This is a genomic window from Enterobacter cloacae complex sp. SHL001 (genome assembly GCF_049236825.1).
Lineage (GTDB): Bacteria > Pseudomonadota > Gammaproteobacteria > Enterobacterales > Enterobacteriaceae > Enterobacter > Enterobacter hormaechei_C.
This window is the reverse complement of record NZ_JBMKIP010000001.1, coordinates 829,639-845,163: the sequence shown is the minus strand read 5'-3', so window position 1 is coordinate 845,163 and position 15,525 is coordinate 829,639. Positions and strand designations below refer to the sequence as shown.

The 15,525-nt window shown below is 54.2% G+C and carries 12 protein-coding genes and 8 tRNA genes; 1 reads left to right on the top strand and 19 read right to left on the bottom strand.

The window, feature by feature from the left end; genetic code table 11:
- Positions 1–17: 17 nt before the first annotated feature.
- The 6 genes from ACOTYH_RS04155 to miaB all read right to left on the bottom strand — a co-directional run bounded on the left by ACOTYH_RS04155 (position 18) and on the right by miaB (position 6,909).
- Positions 18–923, bottom strand: coding sequence for an amino acid ABC transporter substrate-binding protein (locus ACOTYH_RS04155; protein WP_003858681.1), 906 nt, complete (start codon positions 921–923; stop codon positions 18–20).
- Positions 924–1,303: 380 nt separating this feature from the next.
- Positions 1,304–2,842 (bottom strand): apolipoprotein N-acyltransferase, encoded by a 1,539-nt coding sequence (lnt, locus tag ACOTYH_RS04150; RefSeq protein WP_421637566.1) that lies wholly within the window; start codon positions 2,840–2,842, stop codon positions 1,304–1,306.
- A 5-nt stretch (positions 2,843–2,847) separates the two neighbouring features.
- Complete coding sequence (corC, locus tag ACOTYH_RS04145) at positions 2,848–3,726, bottom strand: CNNM family magnesium/cobalt transport protein CorC (protein WP_003858679.1); 879 nt, start codon at positions 3,724–3,726, stop codon at positions 2,848–2,850.
- Between the two features lie 84 nt (positions 3,727–3,810).
- Positions 3,811–4,278 carry an rRNA maturation RNase YbeY gene (ybeY, locus tag ACOTYH_RS04140; RefSeq protein ID WP_017694310.1) on the bottom strand — a complete coding sequence of 156 codons (468 nt, stop codon included), beginning with the start codon at positions 4,276–4,278 and terminating at the stop codon, positions 3,811–3,813.
- Positions 4,275–5,321, bottom strand: coding sequence for a PhoH family protein (locus tag ACOTYH_RS04135; RefSeq protein ID WP_003858674.1), 1,047 nt, complete (start codon positions 5,319–5,321; stop codon positions 4,275–4,277). The genes ybeY and ACOTYH_RS04135 overlap by 4 nt, the downstream gene beginning before the upstream one ends.
- Positions 5,322–5,484: 163 nt before the next feature.
- Entirely contained in the window at positions 5,485–6,909 is a 1,425-nt protein-coding gene (miaB, locus tag ACOTYH_RS04130; protein WP_015571130.1) for a tRNA (N6-isopentenyl adenosine(37)-C2)-methylthiotransferase MiaB, read from the bottom strand.
- A gap of 135 nt (positions 6,910–7,044) precedes the next feature.
- Here miaB and ubiF point away from each other — a divergent pair, with 135 nt between their 5' ends.
- Positions 7,045–8,220, top strand: coding sequence for a 3-demethoxyubiquinol 3-hydroxylase (gene ubiF / locus ACOTYH_RS04125; protein ID WP_003858670.1), 1,176 nt, complete (start codon positions 7,045–7,047; stop codon positions 8,218–8,220).
- Positions 8,221–8,316: 96 nt separating this feature from the next.
- On the opposite strand, the gene ACOTYH_RS04120 is transcribed toward ubiF, so the two are convergent.
- The 13 genes from ACOTYH_RS04120 to nagB form a co-directional block, all read right to left on the bottom strand.
- Positions 8,317–8,391: transfer RNA gene (locus ACOTYH_RS04120), tRNA-Gln, on the bottom strand.
- 34 nt (positions 8,392–8,425) lie between these two features.
- Positions 8,426–8,500 (bottom strand) — tRNA-Gln (locus ACOTYH_RS04115).
- 41 nt (positions 8,501–8,541) lie between these two features.
- Positions 8,542–8,618 (bottom strand) — tRNA-Met (locus tag ACOTYH_RS04110).
- A gap of 17 nt (positions 8,619–8,635) precedes the next feature.
- Positions 8,636–8,710, bottom strand: a tRNA-Gln gene (locus tag ACOTYH_RS04105).
- Between the two features lie 32 nt (positions 8,711–8,742).
- Positions 8,743–8,817 (bottom strand) — tRNA-Gln (locus tag ACOTYH_RS04100).
- Between the two features lie 32 nt (positions 8,818–8,849).
- Positions 8,850–8,924, bottom strand: a tRNA-Gln gene (locus ACOTYH_RS04095).
- Between the two features lie 23 nt (positions 8,925–8,947).
- A tRNA-Leu gene (locus ACOTYH_RS04090) sits at positions 8,948–9,032 on the bottom strand.
- An 8-nt stretch (positions 9,033–9,040) separates the two neighbouring features.
- Positions 9,041–9,117 (bottom strand) — tRNA-Met (locus tag ACOTYH_RS04085).
- Positions 9,118–9,342: 225 nt separating this feature from the next.
- Entirely contained in the window at positions 9,343–11,007 is a 1,665-nt protein-coding gene (asnB, locus tag ACOTYH_RS04080) for an asparagine synthase B (RefSeq protein WP_015571128.1), read from the bottom strand.
- 250 nt (positions 11,008–11,257) lie between these two features.
- Positions 11,258–12,010 (bottom strand): ribonucleotide monophosphatase NagD, encoded by a 753-nt coding sequence (gene nagD, locus ACOTYH_RS04075; RefSeq protein WP_003858667.1) that lies wholly within the window; start codon positions 12,008–12,010, stop codon positions 11,258–11,260.
- A 45-nt stretch (positions 12,011–12,055) separates the two neighbouring features.
- Positions 12,056–13,276, bottom strand: a complete 1,221-nt coding sequence (gene nagC, locus ACOTYH_RS04070; protein WP_006809613.1) for a DNA-binding transcriptional regulator NagC — start codon at positions 13,274–13,276, stop codon at positions 12,056–12,058.
- Positions 13,277–13,284: 8 nt separating this feature from the next.
- Positions 13,285–14,433, bottom strand: coding sequence for an N-acetylglucosamine-6-phosphate deacetylase (gene nagA / locus ACOTYH_RS04065; protein WP_310865263.1), 1,149 nt, complete (start codon positions 14,431–14,433; stop codon positions 13,285–13,287).
- A gap of 56 nt (positions 14,434–14,489) precedes the next feature.
- Entirely contained in the window at positions 14,490–15,290 is an 801-nt protein-coding gene (nagB, locus tag ACOTYH_RS04060) for a glucosamine-6-phosphate deaminase (protein WP_003858663.1), read from the bottom strand.
- Positions 15,291–15,525 lie beyond the last annotated feature (235 nt).

Here is a 15,525-nt window from a genome sequence, read left to right as displayed (position 1 = left end):
CGCCCCTGTCGTTCTAATTAGTTAAGAGCTTTGTCGTTTGGTGATTTGAACAGCGCTTTCATGTCGTCAGACAGTTCAAAGTTCATGTTCAGGTTTTTTGGTGGAATTGGGTTCTTGAACCATTTGTCGAACCATTTTGCCGCTTCGCCGGAGGTTTGCGCCTGAGCGATGGTGTCATCGATCAGTTTCTTGAAGTCCTCGTCACCTTTACGCAGCATACAGCCGTAGGCTTCTTTCGACTGGGCGGTACCGACGATTTCCCAGTTGTCTGGTTTCTTCGCTTTCGCGCGTTCGCCCGCCAGCAGGGCGTCATCCATCATAAACGCGACAGCACGGCCGCTTTCCAGGGTACGGAAGGAGTCGCCATGGTCTTTCGCGCTGATGATGCGCATGTCCATTTTCTTCTCGTCGTTCAGCTTGTGCAGCAGCACTTCGGACGTGGTACCGGAGGTCACGACAACCGCTTTGCCTTTCAGGTCAGCAAAATCTTTGATGTCGCCGCCTTTCTTCGTCAGCAGGCGGGTGCCCACAACGAAGATGGTGTCCGAGAAAGCGGCCTGTTTCTGACGTTCAAGGTTGTTGGTGGTTGAGCCACATTCAAAATCAAATGTGCCGTTTTGCAGCAGAGGAATACGGTTCTGTGAAGTGATGGGGATCAGCTTCACTTGCAGGTCAGGTTTGTTCAGCTTTTTCTTCACGGCTTCAACGATGGCGTTGGAGTAATCCTGTGAATAGCCCACGACTTTTTGCGTGTTGTCGTAGTAAGAGAACGGGACAGAAGATTCACGGTGGCCGACCACGATCACGCCGTTTTTGGCAATCTTGTCGAGAGTGCTTCCTGCTGCCGGAGCGTCTTCAGCGTGGACAACCCCCGCAGACATTCCCATAACCAGCATTGCTGTGGCCAGTTTACGTAATTGCATACCCAACTCCTTTCTTATCAGCGCCAGTGACGCATAGATACCCATTGTGATGTTGTTATATCTCGCGCAATGCGAGTGCAGTGTTATGCAAGCTTGTTAACATTTAGTCTGGCTTAATGTAAAGATTTTGCTGCGTTATTGTTTATTTTTGCGAAGCGCGCCGCACCATTCAGAGGCAATAATCCCTCGTTGCACCGTTTCGGTGCTACCGATGATCTACGCTGGTGCGACAAAGTTGCACGTTAAGCCAGACAGCGTTGATATGAATAAACAAAGCAACAGGCGTGCCAGAATTGAAGTTTGGGAGGAAATTGTCGGGTGGGGGCGGCGGAGAGTAGGCCGGGTAAGGCGTAGCCGCCACCCGGCAACAGAAGGTAAGGTTATTTACGACGCTGACGCAGGCTCATCAGTACTGCGCCAAAGCCGAAGAGCAAGGTCAAAATCCACAGCGGCCAGTTCCCGGTGCGCGCGTAAGGCGTAAGCCCGGTAGTTGGCGTGACGTTAGTAGTCAGCACCTCACGGGTAAATTGCGGGATCATGGCCTGGATTTCACCCTGCGGACCAATCACGGCGGTAATGCCGTTATTGGTGCTGCGCAGCAACGGACGTGCCAGCTCCAGAGAACGCATTCGCGCCATCTGGAAGTGCTGCCACGGGCCAATCGATTTACCGAACCACGCATCGTTTGAGATGGTCAGCAGATAGTCGGTGTCCGGGCGGAAATTATCGCGCACCTGCTCGCCGAGGATAATCTCGTAGCAAATGGCGGCCGTCAGGGCAAAACCGTGCGCATGCAGCTGCGGCTGAACGTAAGGGCCCCGGCTGAATGAGGACATCGGCAAATCAAAGAACGGTGCCAGTGGGCGCAGAATAGACTCCAGCGGAACAAATTCGCCAAACGGTACAAGGTGGTTTTTGTTGTAGCGATTGGTGGAGGTATAGCTGTATTCGCTGTCCTTACCGAGCGTAATGATCGTGTTGTACGTGTCATAGCGGTTCTGCTGATTGAGACGCGCATCCACAATTCCGGTGATCAGCGTACTGCCGCGCGCGCGCAGCAGATCATCCATCATCTTCAGGAAGGGCTGCTGATTGATCTCCAGGTCCGGGATCGCAGACTCAGGCCAGATGATGAGCTGCGATTTGCCCATCACCTTTTCAGTGGCGTTGGCGTAGATTTTCAGCGTGTTCAGCAGCTGATTCTCATCCCATTTCAGGGACTGCGGGATATCGCCCTGTACCAGTGAAACCTGCGTGGCGCGCGCGGGATCCAGCGTAAACCACTGGATATAACGCAGCGGGAAGGGCAGGGCAAACAGGATCAACGCGGCAACCAGCGGCTTCCAGTTACGTGTCACCAGTGCCAGCACCAGCAGGCCGCTGACGATCATCAACAGGAAATTGATGGCTTCCACGCCCATGACCGGGGCCAGGCCTTTCAGCGGGCCGTCTACCTGGCTATAACCGAACTGCAACCACGGGAAGCCGGTCAGTACCCAGCCGCGCAGAAATTCGGTGATTTGCCAGACAACGGGTGCCGCTATCGCCACGCGCAGCCAGGTCGTTTTTGGCCACAGGCGAGACAGGATGCCCGCGAACAGGCCGGTGTAGAGCGAGAGATAGGCAGCGAGCAGCACAACCAGGAAGACGTTAACCGGCCCCGGCATTCCGCCAAATTGCGCGATACTGACGTAGACCCAGTTGATACCAGAGCCGAACAGCCCCAGCCCCCAGAAGTAGCCAATGGCCGCGGCCTGTACCGGACGACGGTTCAGGGTAAGACCCTGTAGCCCCATCAGGGAGAGAATAGCGGCCGGCCAGATATCGTAAGGAGAAAAAGCCAGCGTACCGCTGGCTCCGAGTAACAGCGCCAGCAGCAAACGGACGCGCTGGCGTTCAAAGATTGGGGCAAATGCCATTTACATTAATCTTCCAGTTTTGGCACCGGTGAGTCGTCCGGCATTCTGACGTGAACCTGAATAATACGTCGGCTGTCAGCCATTGCGACCTTGAACTGGTAACCATCGATGTCAACGGTTTCACCGCGGGCCGGAAGATGGCCGAAGGCCTGCATCACCAGACCACCAATGGTGTCCACTTCTTCATCGCTGAAGCTGGTGCCAAAGGTATCGTTGAAGTCTTCAATGGAGGCCAGCGCGCGCACGGTCCAGGTGTGGCGGCTCAGCTGACGGAAGTCGATATCCTCTTCTTCGTCATACTCATCTTCGATTTCGCCCACGATCAGCTCAAGGATGTCTTCGATTGTGACCAGACCGGAAACGCCACCAAATTCATCAATAACAATCGCCATGTGATAGCGCTGGGAGCGAAACTCCTTCAGCATCCGATCCACACGTTTACTTTCCGGCACAACCACGGCCGGGCGTAACACCTTTTCCATACTGAAGGCTTCGGCATCGCTGCGCATAAACGGCAGCAGATCTTTCGCCATCAAAATCCCTTCAATGTGATCTTTGTCTTCGCTGATGACCGGGAAACGTGAGTGAGCCGATTCGATAATCACATCGAGGCACTCGTCCAGCGTCTGGTTGCGTTTCAGGGTAATCATCTGCGAGCGGGGGATCATGATGTCGCGGACGCGCTGGTCGGCGATGTCCATCACCCCTTCGAGCATTTCGCGCGTATCTTCGTCGATAAGGTCGTTCTGCCCGGAATCACGAATCAGCTCCAGCAGTTCATCACGGTTTTTCGGTTCGCCGTGGAAAAGCTGGTTCAGAATGAGGGAGAAAAATCCCTTTTTAGTGGTTGTCGTGTCGCTACTGTGTGAATTGTCGTCGCTCATGGCGTTTGTTAAGGGTTCTCTTGTTAGTTCAATGTTAACCGCCGCGCTATGTCCCTGCGCGGCGGCATGGTAGTCAGTGACTGACTATTCTTTCTCGGCAATGTACGGATCCTCATAGCCCAGAGCAAGCATTATCTCTGTCTCGAGGGATTCCATCTCTTCCGCTTCGTCATCTTCAATATGGTCGTAACCCAGAAGATGCAGGCTACCGTGCACCACCATGTGTGCCCAGTGCGCTTCCAGCGGCTTTTGCTGCTCTTTGGCTTCCTGCTCAACCACCTGACGGCAGATGATCAGATCGCCCAGCAGCGGCATCTCAATGCCCGGAGGGGCTTCGAACGGGAAAGAGAGCACGTTGGTCGGCTTATCTTTCCCGCGGTAGGTCAGGTTGAGCTCATGGCTTTCTGCTTCATCCACCAGGCGAATCGTGACCTCTGATTCTTCCTGAAACTGGGGGATAACGGCATCCAGCCATTTCTGAAACTGTGCCTCTTCTGGCATGCCGGAATTATCATCACAGGCCAGCTGTAAATCGAGGATCACCTGACTCATTTCTGTTCATGCTCCTGCGCTTCGCGCTTACGTTCTGCGGCCAGCTCGGCCCTGCGCTTCTGATCTGCCTCTTCCCAGGCCTCATAAGCGTTAACGATACGCGCGACGACCGGATGGCGTACCACGTCTTCACTGTGGAAGAAGTTAAAGCTGATTTCCTCTACCTCGGCCAGGACTTCGATGGCGTGACGCAGACCCGATTTGGTGTTACGCGGCAGGTCAATCTGGGTGACGTCACCGGTGATAACCGCTTTCGAGTTAAAGCCAATACGCGTCAGGAACATCTTCATCTGTTCGATGGTGGTGTTCTGGCTCTCATCCAGAATGATGAACGCGTCATTAAGCGTACGGCCACGCATGTAGGCCAGCGGAGCAACTTCAATCACGTTACGCTCGATGAGCTTTTCAACTTTCTCGAAGCCGAGCATTTCGAACAGCGCGTCATACAGCGGGCGCAGGTAGGGATCTACTTTCTGACTCAAATCGCCCGGCAGGAAGCCCAGTTTTTCACCGGCTTCAACAGCAGGCCGGGTCAGCAGGATACGGCGGATCTCCTGACGCTCGAGCGCATCAACCGCAGCGGCAACCGCCAGATAGGTTTTACCCGTACCCGCCGGACCCACGCCGAAGGTGATGTCGTGGTCGAGAATGTTGGCGATGTACTGCGCCTGGTTCGGGGTACGAGGCTTAATCACGCCGCGTTTAGTTTTGATGTTGATGGCTTTGCCATAGTCCGGCACGCTCTCCGCGCTCTGCTCAAGCACGCGTGCCTCTTTAATGGCCAGGTGGATCTGTTCAGGTTCAATATCCTGGATCTCACCGCGCATCGGGGCGGTATCAACATACAGGCTGCGGAGAATATCCGCCGCGGCGTTGACGCAGATTGGGCGTCCGGTGAGTTTGAAATGGTTATCGCGACGATTGATTTCGATACCCAGACGTCGCTCCAGTTGTTTGATATTGTCATCAAACGGCCCGCACAGGCTCAGCAGGCGAGCGTTGTCTGCGGGCTCAAGGCTAATTTCACGCGTATCTATGTTCAAACTGTTCCTCTTTAATTGGTTAACTGACCTGTGGCCACACGGCGTAATAAAACGGTCATTACCGAAATTATTCACGCCACAGAATAAAGGCGCAAGCGTTGCGGTAGATATTGGGGGCGATGAGAGGAAATACAAGGCCTGCCGGACAGGCAGGCCAGAAGGATCAAGGCTGGTAAATACCCACGCCAGAATCGTTGACTTTGCGGGTGCGAGAGATAACGGATTCCGGAGTCTGTGCAATTCGCAGACCCATTTCGTCCTCAGTGCGTACCACCTTCCCGCGCAGCGAGTTCGTGAGTACTTCGACAATCTCGACGTCCACAAACTTACCGATCATGTCCGGGGTGCCTTCAAAATTCACCACGCGGTTATTTTCCGTTCGACCAGACAGTTCCATGACGCTTTTACGGGAGGTGCCTTCCACCAGAATACGCTGGACAGTGCCGAGCATACGACGACTCCAGGCGTTGGCCTGCTGGTTGATACGCTCCTGTAGAATATACAGACGCTGCTTTTTCTCTTCTTCCGGCACATCGTCAACCATATCGGCCGCAGGGGTGCCCGGGCGCGCAGAGAAGATAAAGCTGTAGCTGACGTCGAAATTCACCTCGCCGATGAGCTTCATGGTGCGCTCAAAGTCATCAGCGGTTTCGCCAGGGAAGCCGACGATAAAGTCGGAGCTAATCTGGATATCCGGGCGCGCTTCACGCAGCTTGCGGATGGTGGACTTATACTCGAGCACCGTATGTGGACGACCCATCAGGTTCAGCACGCGATCAGAACCGCACTGGATCGGCAGGTGCAGGAAGCTCACCAGCTCTGGCGTATCGCGATAGACGTCAATAATGTCGTCGGTAAATTCCATCGGATGGCTGGTGGTAAAGCGAATGCGGTCGATGCCGTCAATCGCCGCCACCAGACGCAGCAGTTCAGCAAAGCTGCCGGTGGTACCGTCGTAGTTTTCCCCGCGCCAGGCGTTCACGTTCTGACCCAGCAGGTTCACTTCACGAACGCCCTGCGCGGCAAGCTGCGCGATTTCAAACAGGATATCGTCTGCCGGGCGGCTCACTTCTTCACCGCGGGTGTAAGGCACCACGCAGTAAGTACAGTATTTGTTGCAGCCTTCCATGATGGAGACGAAGGCGGTCGGGCCATCAGCGCGCGGCTCAGGCAGACGGTCAAATTTCTCGATCTCCGGGAAGCTCACGTCAACCACCGGGCTACGGCTGCCGCGAACCTGATTAATCATCTCTGGCAGGCGGTGCAGGGTCTGAGGGCCAAAAACGATATCCACATAGGGGGCTCTCTGGCGGATCAGCTTACCTTCCTGCGATGCGACGCAGCCACCCACGCCAATAATCAGGTCCGGATTTTTCCGTTTGAGAAGCTTCCAGCGGCCTAACACATGAAAAACTTTTTCCTGTGCTTTTTCACGAATTGAACAGGTGTTCAGCAGCAGCACATCGGCTTCTTTCGCATTTTCAGTCAGCTGGTATCCGTGGGTGGTATCCAGCAGATCGGCCATCTTCGATGAATCGTATTCGTTCATCTGACAGCCCCACGTTTTTATATGGAGTTTTTTAGTCATCGACTTGCTCAGCTCAGGATTGCAAGCCGCGTATTGTAATGCTTTGGTGCGGTTGTGACCAGTATGAAGGTTGTCAACCTCAGGGCCGCAAAAATCCGGTAAACTTAAGGTATTCTCCAATAAGGAATAGTGACCATGACACTCCTGAACACCGAAGTTGCCGTTGTTGGCGGCGGTATGGTCGGCGGCGCACTGGCGCTGGGGCTGGCGCAGCAGGGATTTGACGTAACCGTTATTGAACAGGCGGCTCCGCCGGCATTCGATCCTGCCAGCCAACCGGACGTGCGTATTTCCGCCATCAGCGCGGCCTCTGTTGATCTGCTTCGCGGGCTGGGCGTCTGGGAGGCGGTGCTGGCGATGCGCGCGCACCCATACAGCCGTCTTGAAACCTGGGAGTGGGAAAATGCTCACGTGTCGTTTGATGCCGCCGAGCTGAAACTGCCGCGCCTGGGCTATATGGTGGAAAACAACGTGCTCCAGCAGGCACTCTGGCAGGCGCTGGAGGCGCACCCGAAGGTGACGCTGCGCGTTCCGGACTCGCTGAAAGGCCTGCATCGTCATGAGGGCGGGTATCTCCTGACGCTGGACAACGACGATGAGCTGGCCGTGAAGCTGGTGGTGGGGGCGGATGGCGCGAACTCGCAGGTCAGGCAGATGGCAGGCATTGGGATCCATGCCTGGCAGTACCAGCAGTCCTGCATGCTGATCACCGTGCAGTCAGAAAACGCGCCGGGCGAAAGCACCTGGCAGCATTTTACGCCGAACGGCCCGCATGCATTCTTACCGCTGTTTGATAACTGGGCTTCGCTGGTGTGGTACGACAAACCGGCGCGCATTCGACAGTTGCAGGGGCTGTCCATGGATCAGTTGCAGCGCGAAATCCGCCAGCACTTCCCGAGCCGTCTGGGCAACGTGACCCCGGTTGCCGCCGGCGCATTCCCGCTGATGCGACGCCATGCGTTGCAGTATGCCCGTGAAGGACTGGTGCTGGTGGGGGACGCGGCGCACACCATTCATCCGCTGGCGGGGCAGGGGGTGAATCTGGGATACCGTGACGTCGATGCGTTACTGGATGTGCTGGGTAACGCTCGCGCCCACGCGGAAGCCTGGGCCAGCCATCAGGTACTGAAGCGCTACCAGACGCGCCGTATGGCGGATAACTTCATTATGCAGTCGGGGATGGATCTGTTCTATGCCGGGTTCAGCAACGATGTTGGTCCGGTGCGTATAGTGCGCAATATTGGATTGATGGCAGCGGAACGCGCCGGTGGTCTGAAGCGTCAGGCCCTGAAATATGCCCTCGGACTCTGATCTTTATTCCCTCTCCCCGTGGGAGAGGGCATCAGGCCGCACTATTCTGAACAACAAAAACAAAAAAGCCCGCAGAGCGGGCTTGTTTGTTTTAAGTGGCTGGGGTGCAGGGATTCGAACCCCGGAATGCTGGTATCAGAAACCAGAGCCTTACCGCTTGGCGACACCCCAATTGCGTTAAACAAACTGCTTAACGACTTTAAAGTGGCTGGGGTACGAGGATTCGAACCTCGGAATGCCGGAATCAGAATCCGGTGCCTTACCGCTTGGCGATACCCCAACAATGTTCAGTTTACCGAATCGTATTCGATAACATAAATATGGTGGCTACGACGGGATTCGAACCTGTGACCCCATCATTATGAGTGATGTGCTCTAACCAACTGAGCTACGTAGCCAGTACTGCAATCTTCGATGGCTGGGGTACCTGGATTCGAACCAGGGAATGCCGGTATCAAAAACCGGTGCCTTACCGCTTGGCGATACCCCAATACTGCGGAGAACCGCATAATCGAAGAAATATGGCTGGGGTACCTGGATTCGAACCAGGGAATGCCGGTATCAAAAACCGGTGCCTTACCGCTTGGCGATACCCCAATACTGCGGAGAACCGCATAATCGAAGAAATATGGCTGGGGTACCTGGATTCGAACCAGGGAATGCCGGTATCAAAAACCGGTGCCTTACCGCTTGGCGATACCCCATCCGTGCAACGCTTACCTGGGAATGGTGCGGGAGGCGAGACTTGAACTCGCACACCTTGCGGCGCCAGAACCTAAATCTGGTGCGTCTACCAATTTCGCCACTCCCGCAAAAAAGATGGTGGCTACGACGGGATTCGAACCTGTGACCCCATCATTATGAGTGATGTGCTCTAACCAACTGAGCTACGTAGCCATCTTTTTTTCGCGTTACCTTATCGGCGTTGCGGGGCGCATTATGCGTATAGACCCTTGCAGCGTCAACACCTTTTTCAATGAAAATAGCCGGAATGTGACTGTTTGGTTAGGTTGCGAACAGCGAGGCCGAATATTCGACAATTATTGGTTATTAATCGATTTTATGCGGAGAAAAGAGAGGCAAAAAAATCAGGCCCCGGAGGGCCTGATGATACTCTGAACATTATTTATAGGCAGACTGGTGAACGCCCACCGCGCGTCCTGACGGATCGTTCATCGCTTTGAATGATTCATCCCATTCAATGGCTTTAGCAGAAGAGCAGGCGACCGATGGGCCACCCGGTACGCACTCTGCTGCGCTTGGAACCGGGAACAGCTCCTCAAAGATCTCACGGTACAAATACGCTTCTTTCGAGGCTGGCGTGTTGTACGGGAAACGGAAGCTCGCAGTTTCCAGTTGTTGATCAGAAACCTGTTTCGCCGCCACCTCTTTCAGGGTGTCGATCCAGCTGTAACCCACGCCATCCGAGAACTGCTCTTTCTGACGCCACGCCACGCTCGCCGGCAGGTAGGATTCAAAACATTCACGCAGGATATGTTTCTCCATTTTGCCGTTGCCGCACATTTTGTCCTGCGGGTTGATGCGCATCGCCACATCAAGGAATTTCTTATCGAGGAACGGCACGCGGGCTTCCACACCCCAGGCGGACATCGCTTTGTTGGCGCGCGCGCAGTCAAACATGTGCAGCGCCTGTAGCTTACGCACCGTTTCTTCATGCAGCTCTTTGGCGTTTGGCGCTTTGTGGAAATAGAGGTAACCGCCAAACACTTCGTCAGAACCCTCGCCGGAGAGCACCATCTTTATGCCCATCGCTTTGATCTTCCGCGACATCAAATACATCGGTGTGGAGGCGCGAATGGTGGTCACATCATAGGTTTCAATGTGATAGATCACATCGCGGATCGCATCCAGACCTTCCTGTACGGTGAAGTGAATTTCATGGTGCACCGTGCCGAGATGATTTGCCACTTCCTGGGCGGCTTTCAGGTCAGGTGCCCCTTCCAGACCCACGGCAAAGGAGTGCAGCTGCGGCCACCAGGCTTCAGAGCGCTCCTGATCTTCCACGCGACGTGCGGCGAATTTCTTGGTGATCGCGGAGATCACGGAGGAGTCCAGACCGCCGGAGAGCAGTACGCCGTAAGGTACGTCTGACATCAGGTGGCTTTTCACTGACTCTTCCAGGGCCTGACGCAGTTCGGCTTTGTCCGTCACGTTGTCTTTCACCGCCTCATAATCAAACCAGTCGCGCTGGTAGTACGGGCGGATCTCGCCGTCTTTACTCCACAGGTAGCTACCTGCCGGGAACTCTTTGATGGTGCGGCACACCGGTACCAGGGCTTTCATCTCTGAGGCAACGTAGAAGTTGCCGTGCTCATCGTGTCCCATGTACAGCGGGATAATACCGATATGGTCGCGGCCAATCAGGTAAGCGTCTTTTTCGCTGTCGTACAGCGCGAAGGCGAACATACCTTGCAGGTCGTCGAGGAACTCCGGGCCTTTCTCCTGATACAGCGCCAGGATCACTTCGCAGTCTGAGCCGGTCTGAAACGCGTAGCGATCGCCGTACTCGGCGCGCAGCGCCTGATGGTTGTAAATTTCACCGTTAACAGCCAGCGCGTGCGTTTTTTTCTCGTTATACAGCGGCTGTGCGCCAGCGTTTACATCAACAATGGAGAGACGTTCGTGAGCCAGAATCGCTTTATCGCTGGCGTATACGCCTGACCAGTCCGGACCGCGATGGCGCATCAGGCGGGACAATTCGAGTGCTTTTTTACGCAGTTCGCCCGCGTCAGTTTTAATATCCAGTACGCCAAAAATAGAACACATAACCTTCTCCGTTAACCCTGTTGCGTTGTGATGTTGCTTGCTTATGAAAATGCCGCAAAAGGGGGAGGGGGCGCAAGCGTTTTACCGATGAAAACGTAAAAAGTGCAATGACGATTGCCGAATCTTAAAAAAAGAGTATGTCTTAAGCAATTCTATTGATGATTTCTCAATGAAGGGCTGATTTCTTTAGATGAAGTGATGTTTTCAGACAGCAGAAATGAAAAACCACGCCCTGAGGCGTGGTTCTGAATCAAATAACGTCGATTTCGTCGACAGAAGGGTAAATCCAGCTTGGCCGGAACGGCATCGTATCAATGTCATCAAGCTGTGAAACGCCAGAAAGCACCAGGATGGTTTCAAGCCCCGCCTGGAAGCCAGCCAGAATATCGGTACGCAGGTTGTCGCCCACGATGACGGTTTCTTCTGAGTGTGCCTGCATCGTATTCAGTGCGGCGCGGATGATCCACGGGCTCGGTTTACCGACAACAAACGGCTTACGACCCGAGATTTTTTCGATACCGGCGCAAAGCGCACCGCAGGCGGGATAAAAACCACGACCGTGCGTGTCCGGGTTGGTGGCGATAAAACGCGCACCGTTGGCGACAAAGTAGGCTGCCTTATGCATCATCTCCCAGTTAAAGGAGCGCGTTTCGCCCACGATGACAAAGTCCGGGTTCACGTCGGTGATGGTGAAGCCCGCTTTATACAGCTCGTGGATCAGCGCACCTTCACCAACGACATAGGCTTTTTTGCCTTCCTGACGCTTCAGGAAATCCGCGGTCGCCATCGCAGAGGTATAGAACACGCTGTCCGGGACGTTGACGCCTGCGGTAGCAAAGCGGTTTGCCAGATCCTGACCAGTCTGTGAAGGGTAGTTCGTGAGAAGAACCAGTGGCATTCCTTTGTCGATGATGCGGTGAAGAAACTCCGCAGCACCCGGCACGGCAACGTTGTCGTGCATCAGCACGCCGTCGATATCACAAATTACATTCTTAATGGTCATGGACAATCCGACATCAAAAAAAGAAGGCGTTACTATAAGGTCCGATCAGGATTCCAGCAAATGTTGCAGCAGGATCCCGTTGAGCATGGCACGTTTTACCAGGGCGAATGCGCCAATTGCCGAGCGGTGATCGAGCGTAGATCGCACCACCGGCAAATTCTGGCGAAATGCCTTCAGCGCCTGGGTATTGATGCAGCCTTCAATGGCGGGCAGTAACACTTTTTCGGCTTCAACGATCTCGCCGGCAATCACCACTTTCTGCGGATTAAACAGGTTGATGGCAATGGCGATAGTCTTACCCAGGTGGCGTCCTACCTGTTCGATCACTTCGCAGGCCAGCGCATCGCCTTTGTTTGCCGCTTTGCAGATGGCGCCGATCTTACAATCGTCCAGCGTGACGCGGCTCTGGTAACCCTGCTCCAGCAGATGGCGAACGCGATGTTCAATGGCGGCATTGGCGGCAACGGTTTCAAGACAGCCAAAGTTACCGCAGTGGCAGCGCTCGCCAAGCGGTTCCACCTGGATATGACCAATCTCGCCTACGTTACCGTTACGGCCAATAAAAATGCGGCCATTCGAGATGATGCCCGCACCTGTACCACGGTGAACGCGCACCAGAATAGAGTCTTCGCAGTCCTGGCTCGCACCAAAGTAGTGCTCCGCCAGCGCGAGCGAGCGAATATCGTGACCAACAAAGCAGGTCAGCTTGAAGCGCTTTTCCAGCGCCTCAACCAGCCCCCAGTTCTCTACCTTAATATGCGGCATGTAGCGAATAACGCCGCTTTCCGGGTCAACCAGGCCGGGCAAAATCACCGAGATGGCGATGAGTTCACGGATCTTGCGCTGACAGCTTTCGATGAAATGCGCAATGGTATTCAGCAACGCGTGTTCAAGCGTCTCCTGCGTGCGCTCAGGAAGGGGGTAGTGCTCTTCGGCAATGGCCTTGCTGCTCAGATCGTAGAGCGTAAGCGTGGTGTCATGACGTCCTAAGCGAACGCCAATGGCCTGAAAATTGCGGGTTTCCGTGACGATGGAAATCGCGCGGCGGCCCCCGGTGGAGGCCTGCTGATCGACTTCTTTGATCAGGCCGCGCTCAATGAGCTGACGTGTAATTTTTGTCACGCTGGCGGGAGCAAGCTGGCTTTGTTCGGCTATCTGAATGCGTGAGATTGGCCCGTGCTGGTCAATCAGGCGATAAACCGCCGCGCTGTTAAGTTGTTTAACGAGATCGACATTACCGATTTGAGCTTGTCCGCCTGGTGTCATACTTTTACTTACTCAGTGACGACCTCGTTACCATTAACGATGGTCTTAATAATTTTATAATCGTGTGTGAACGCCGTCAGGTTTGCAACCATACCTGGCGCAATACCGCCGAGCTGTTTATTGACGCCAATGGCGCGCGCCGGATAAAGCGTGGCCATGCGCAGCACTTCCTCAAGCGCGATGCCGCAATGTTCAACGAGGTTACGTACCCCTTCGATCATCGTCAGAGAAGAACCGCTCAGCGTGCCGTTCTCATCCACACACAGTCCATTCCGGTAGTATATTGTTTTACCAGCAAAAATGAACTGCTCAATATTCGCTCCTGCCGGAGCGGTAGCATCCGTCACCAGGCAGAGCTTGTCGCCTTTCAGACGCTTGGCGTTGCGGATGTTGGTGTAATCGACATGCAAGCCGTCGGCGATAATGCCGCAGTAGACGTCTGGTTCATCCAGAATGGCGCCAACCAGTCCCGGTTCGCGGCCAGTAATATAGGGCATCGCGTTATAAAGGTGTGTGGCAAACGTAATGCCTGCGCGGAAACCGGCCTTCGCCTCTTTCAGCGTCGCGTTCGAATGGCCCGCAGACACCACAATCCCGGCGGCGGCCAGTTTGCTGATAACATCCGTGCCGGTCATTTCCGGGGCCAGCGTTACTTTGGTGATCACATCGGCATTGGCGCACATGTAATCCACCAGCTCGGCATCCGGTTTGCGCACGTAGTTTGGGTTATGGGTGCCTTTCTTGACCATATTCAGCCATGGTCCTTCCAGGTGCAGGCCCAGCGCCTGATTCGGATGTTTTGCCAGGTATTCGCGCATGACGCGGATACCCTGTTTCATCAGGTCATCGCTGCTGGTGATCAGCGTTGGCAGATAGCTGGTGCAGCCCGATTTCTCGTTGGCTTTTTGCATGATTTCCAGCGTTTCAACCGATACCGCCTCTGCGGTATCGTTAAACTGGACACCGCCGCAGCCGTTGAGCTGTACGTCGATGAAACCGGGGGAGATTACTGCTCCATTGAGGGAACGCTGTTCGATCTCCGGCGGCAGTTCCGCCAGCGGGCAAACACGTTCAATCAGGCCATTGGCGATTACAATCGCATGGTCATCCAGAATTTCATGGCCGGTATAAATCCGACCGTGGGTTAAAGCGTACATATCGACCCCCGGTTAAAAAAAGCGACCGCCCCGGATATAAAGAGGCGGTTATTCAATTACAGACCTTTGATGTTCTCAGCTTCCAGCTCGTTGAAGTATTTCAGCGTTTTCACTTTCAGCTCCATGGTGGACGGTTCGTCACACACGACAACCGCTTTTGGATGCAGCTGTAAGCAGCTGATCGTCCACATATGGTTCACGTTACCTTCAACGGCAGCCTGAAGCGCTTGCGCTTTCACCGCGCCCAGCACCAGAATCATCACTTCTTCGGCATCCAGCAGCGTGCCCACGCCCACGGTCAGCGCGTATTTAGGCACCTGATTGACGTCGCCGTCAAAGAAGCGGGAGTTAGCCACGCGCGTATCATGGGTCAGCGTTTTAATACGGGTACGGGAAGCTAGTGAAGATGCCGGTTCGTTGAACGCGATATGACCATCGTTGCCTACGCCGCCCATAAACAGGTGGATTTTACCGTAGGAACGGATTTTTTCTTCATACTGACGGCATTCTGCGTCAATATCAGGCGCGTTTCCATTCAGCAGGTTAATGTTTTCAGCCGGAATATCAACGTGATCGAAGAAATTACGGTGCATAAAGCTGTGGTAACTTTCCGGATGTTCCTTCGGCAGGCCGACATATTCGTCCATGTTGAAGGTCACAACGTGTTTAAAGCTAACCTGGCCCGCTTTGTGCATTTCAACCAGAGCTTTATACGCGGTCAGGGGCGTGCCACCGGTTGGAAGACCGAGAACGAAAGGACGATCGGCTGTTGGTTTGAACGCGTTGATGCGATTAACGATATGACGAGCAGCCCATTTTCCGACTTGTTCAGCTGTTGCCAGGGGAATCAGTCTCATTATTCACCTCTAAAGTTTAAGTAAAAGTGGGCGGATGATTAGTGCAACCTGAACTAAGCGTAACCTGGAACCTTTCAGGCCGGATCAATCCGTCTTGATTTTTTGAATGATAAAATAAGTTTTCGTCGTTAGCCAGTGAAAGGGAGGGTTTAATACGATATTTGGTGACAATAATCACAAAAAATAGGTGTTTAATTTGCGATACGAATTAATTTTTCACACACTCACACTGCCA

Bases quoted from the DNA above. Each gene is read 5' to 3' on its own strand.
- nagD (WP_003858667.1), bottom strand. From the start codon at position 12,010: ATGACCATTAAGAATGTAATTTGTGATATCGACGGCGTGCTGATGCAC.
- nagB (WP_003858663.1), bottom strand. From the start codon at position 15,290: ATGAGACTGATTCCCCTGGCAACAGCTGAACAAGTCGGAAAATGGGCT.
- ACOTYH_RS04155 (WP_003858681.1), bottom strand. From the start codon at position 923: ATGCAATTACGTAAACTGGCCACAGCAATGCTGGTTATGGGAATGTCT.
- lnt (WP_421637566.1), bottom strand. From the start codon at position 2,842: ATGGCATTTGCCCCAATCTTTGAACGCCAGCGCGTCCGTTTGCTGCTG.
- asnB (WP_015571128.1), bottom strand. From the start codon at position 11,007: ATGTGTTCTATTTTTGGCGTACTGGATATTAAAACTGACGCGGGCGAA.
- corC (WP_003858679.1), bottom strand. From the start codon at position 3,726: ATGAGCGACGACAATTCACACAGTAGCGACACGACAACCACTAAAAAG.
- nagA (WP_310865263.1), bottom strand. From the start codon at position 14,433: ATGTACGCTTTAACCCACGGTCGGATTTATACCGGCCATGAAATTCTG.
- miaB (WP_015571130.1), bottom strand. From the start codon at position 6,909: ATGACTAAAAAACTCCATATAAAAACGTGGGGCTGTCAGATGAACGAA.
- ubiF (WP_003858670.1), top strand. From the start codon at position 7,045: ATGACACTCCTGAACACCGAAGTTGCCGTTGTTGGCGGCGGTATGGTC.
- nagC (WP_006809613.1), bottom strand. From the start codon at position 13,276: ATGACACCAGGCGGACAAGCTCAAATCGGTAATGTCGATCTCGTTAAA.
- ybeY (WP_017694310.1), bottom strand. From the start codon at position 4,278: ATGAGTCAGGTGATCCTCGATTTACAGCTGGCCTGTGATGATAATTCC.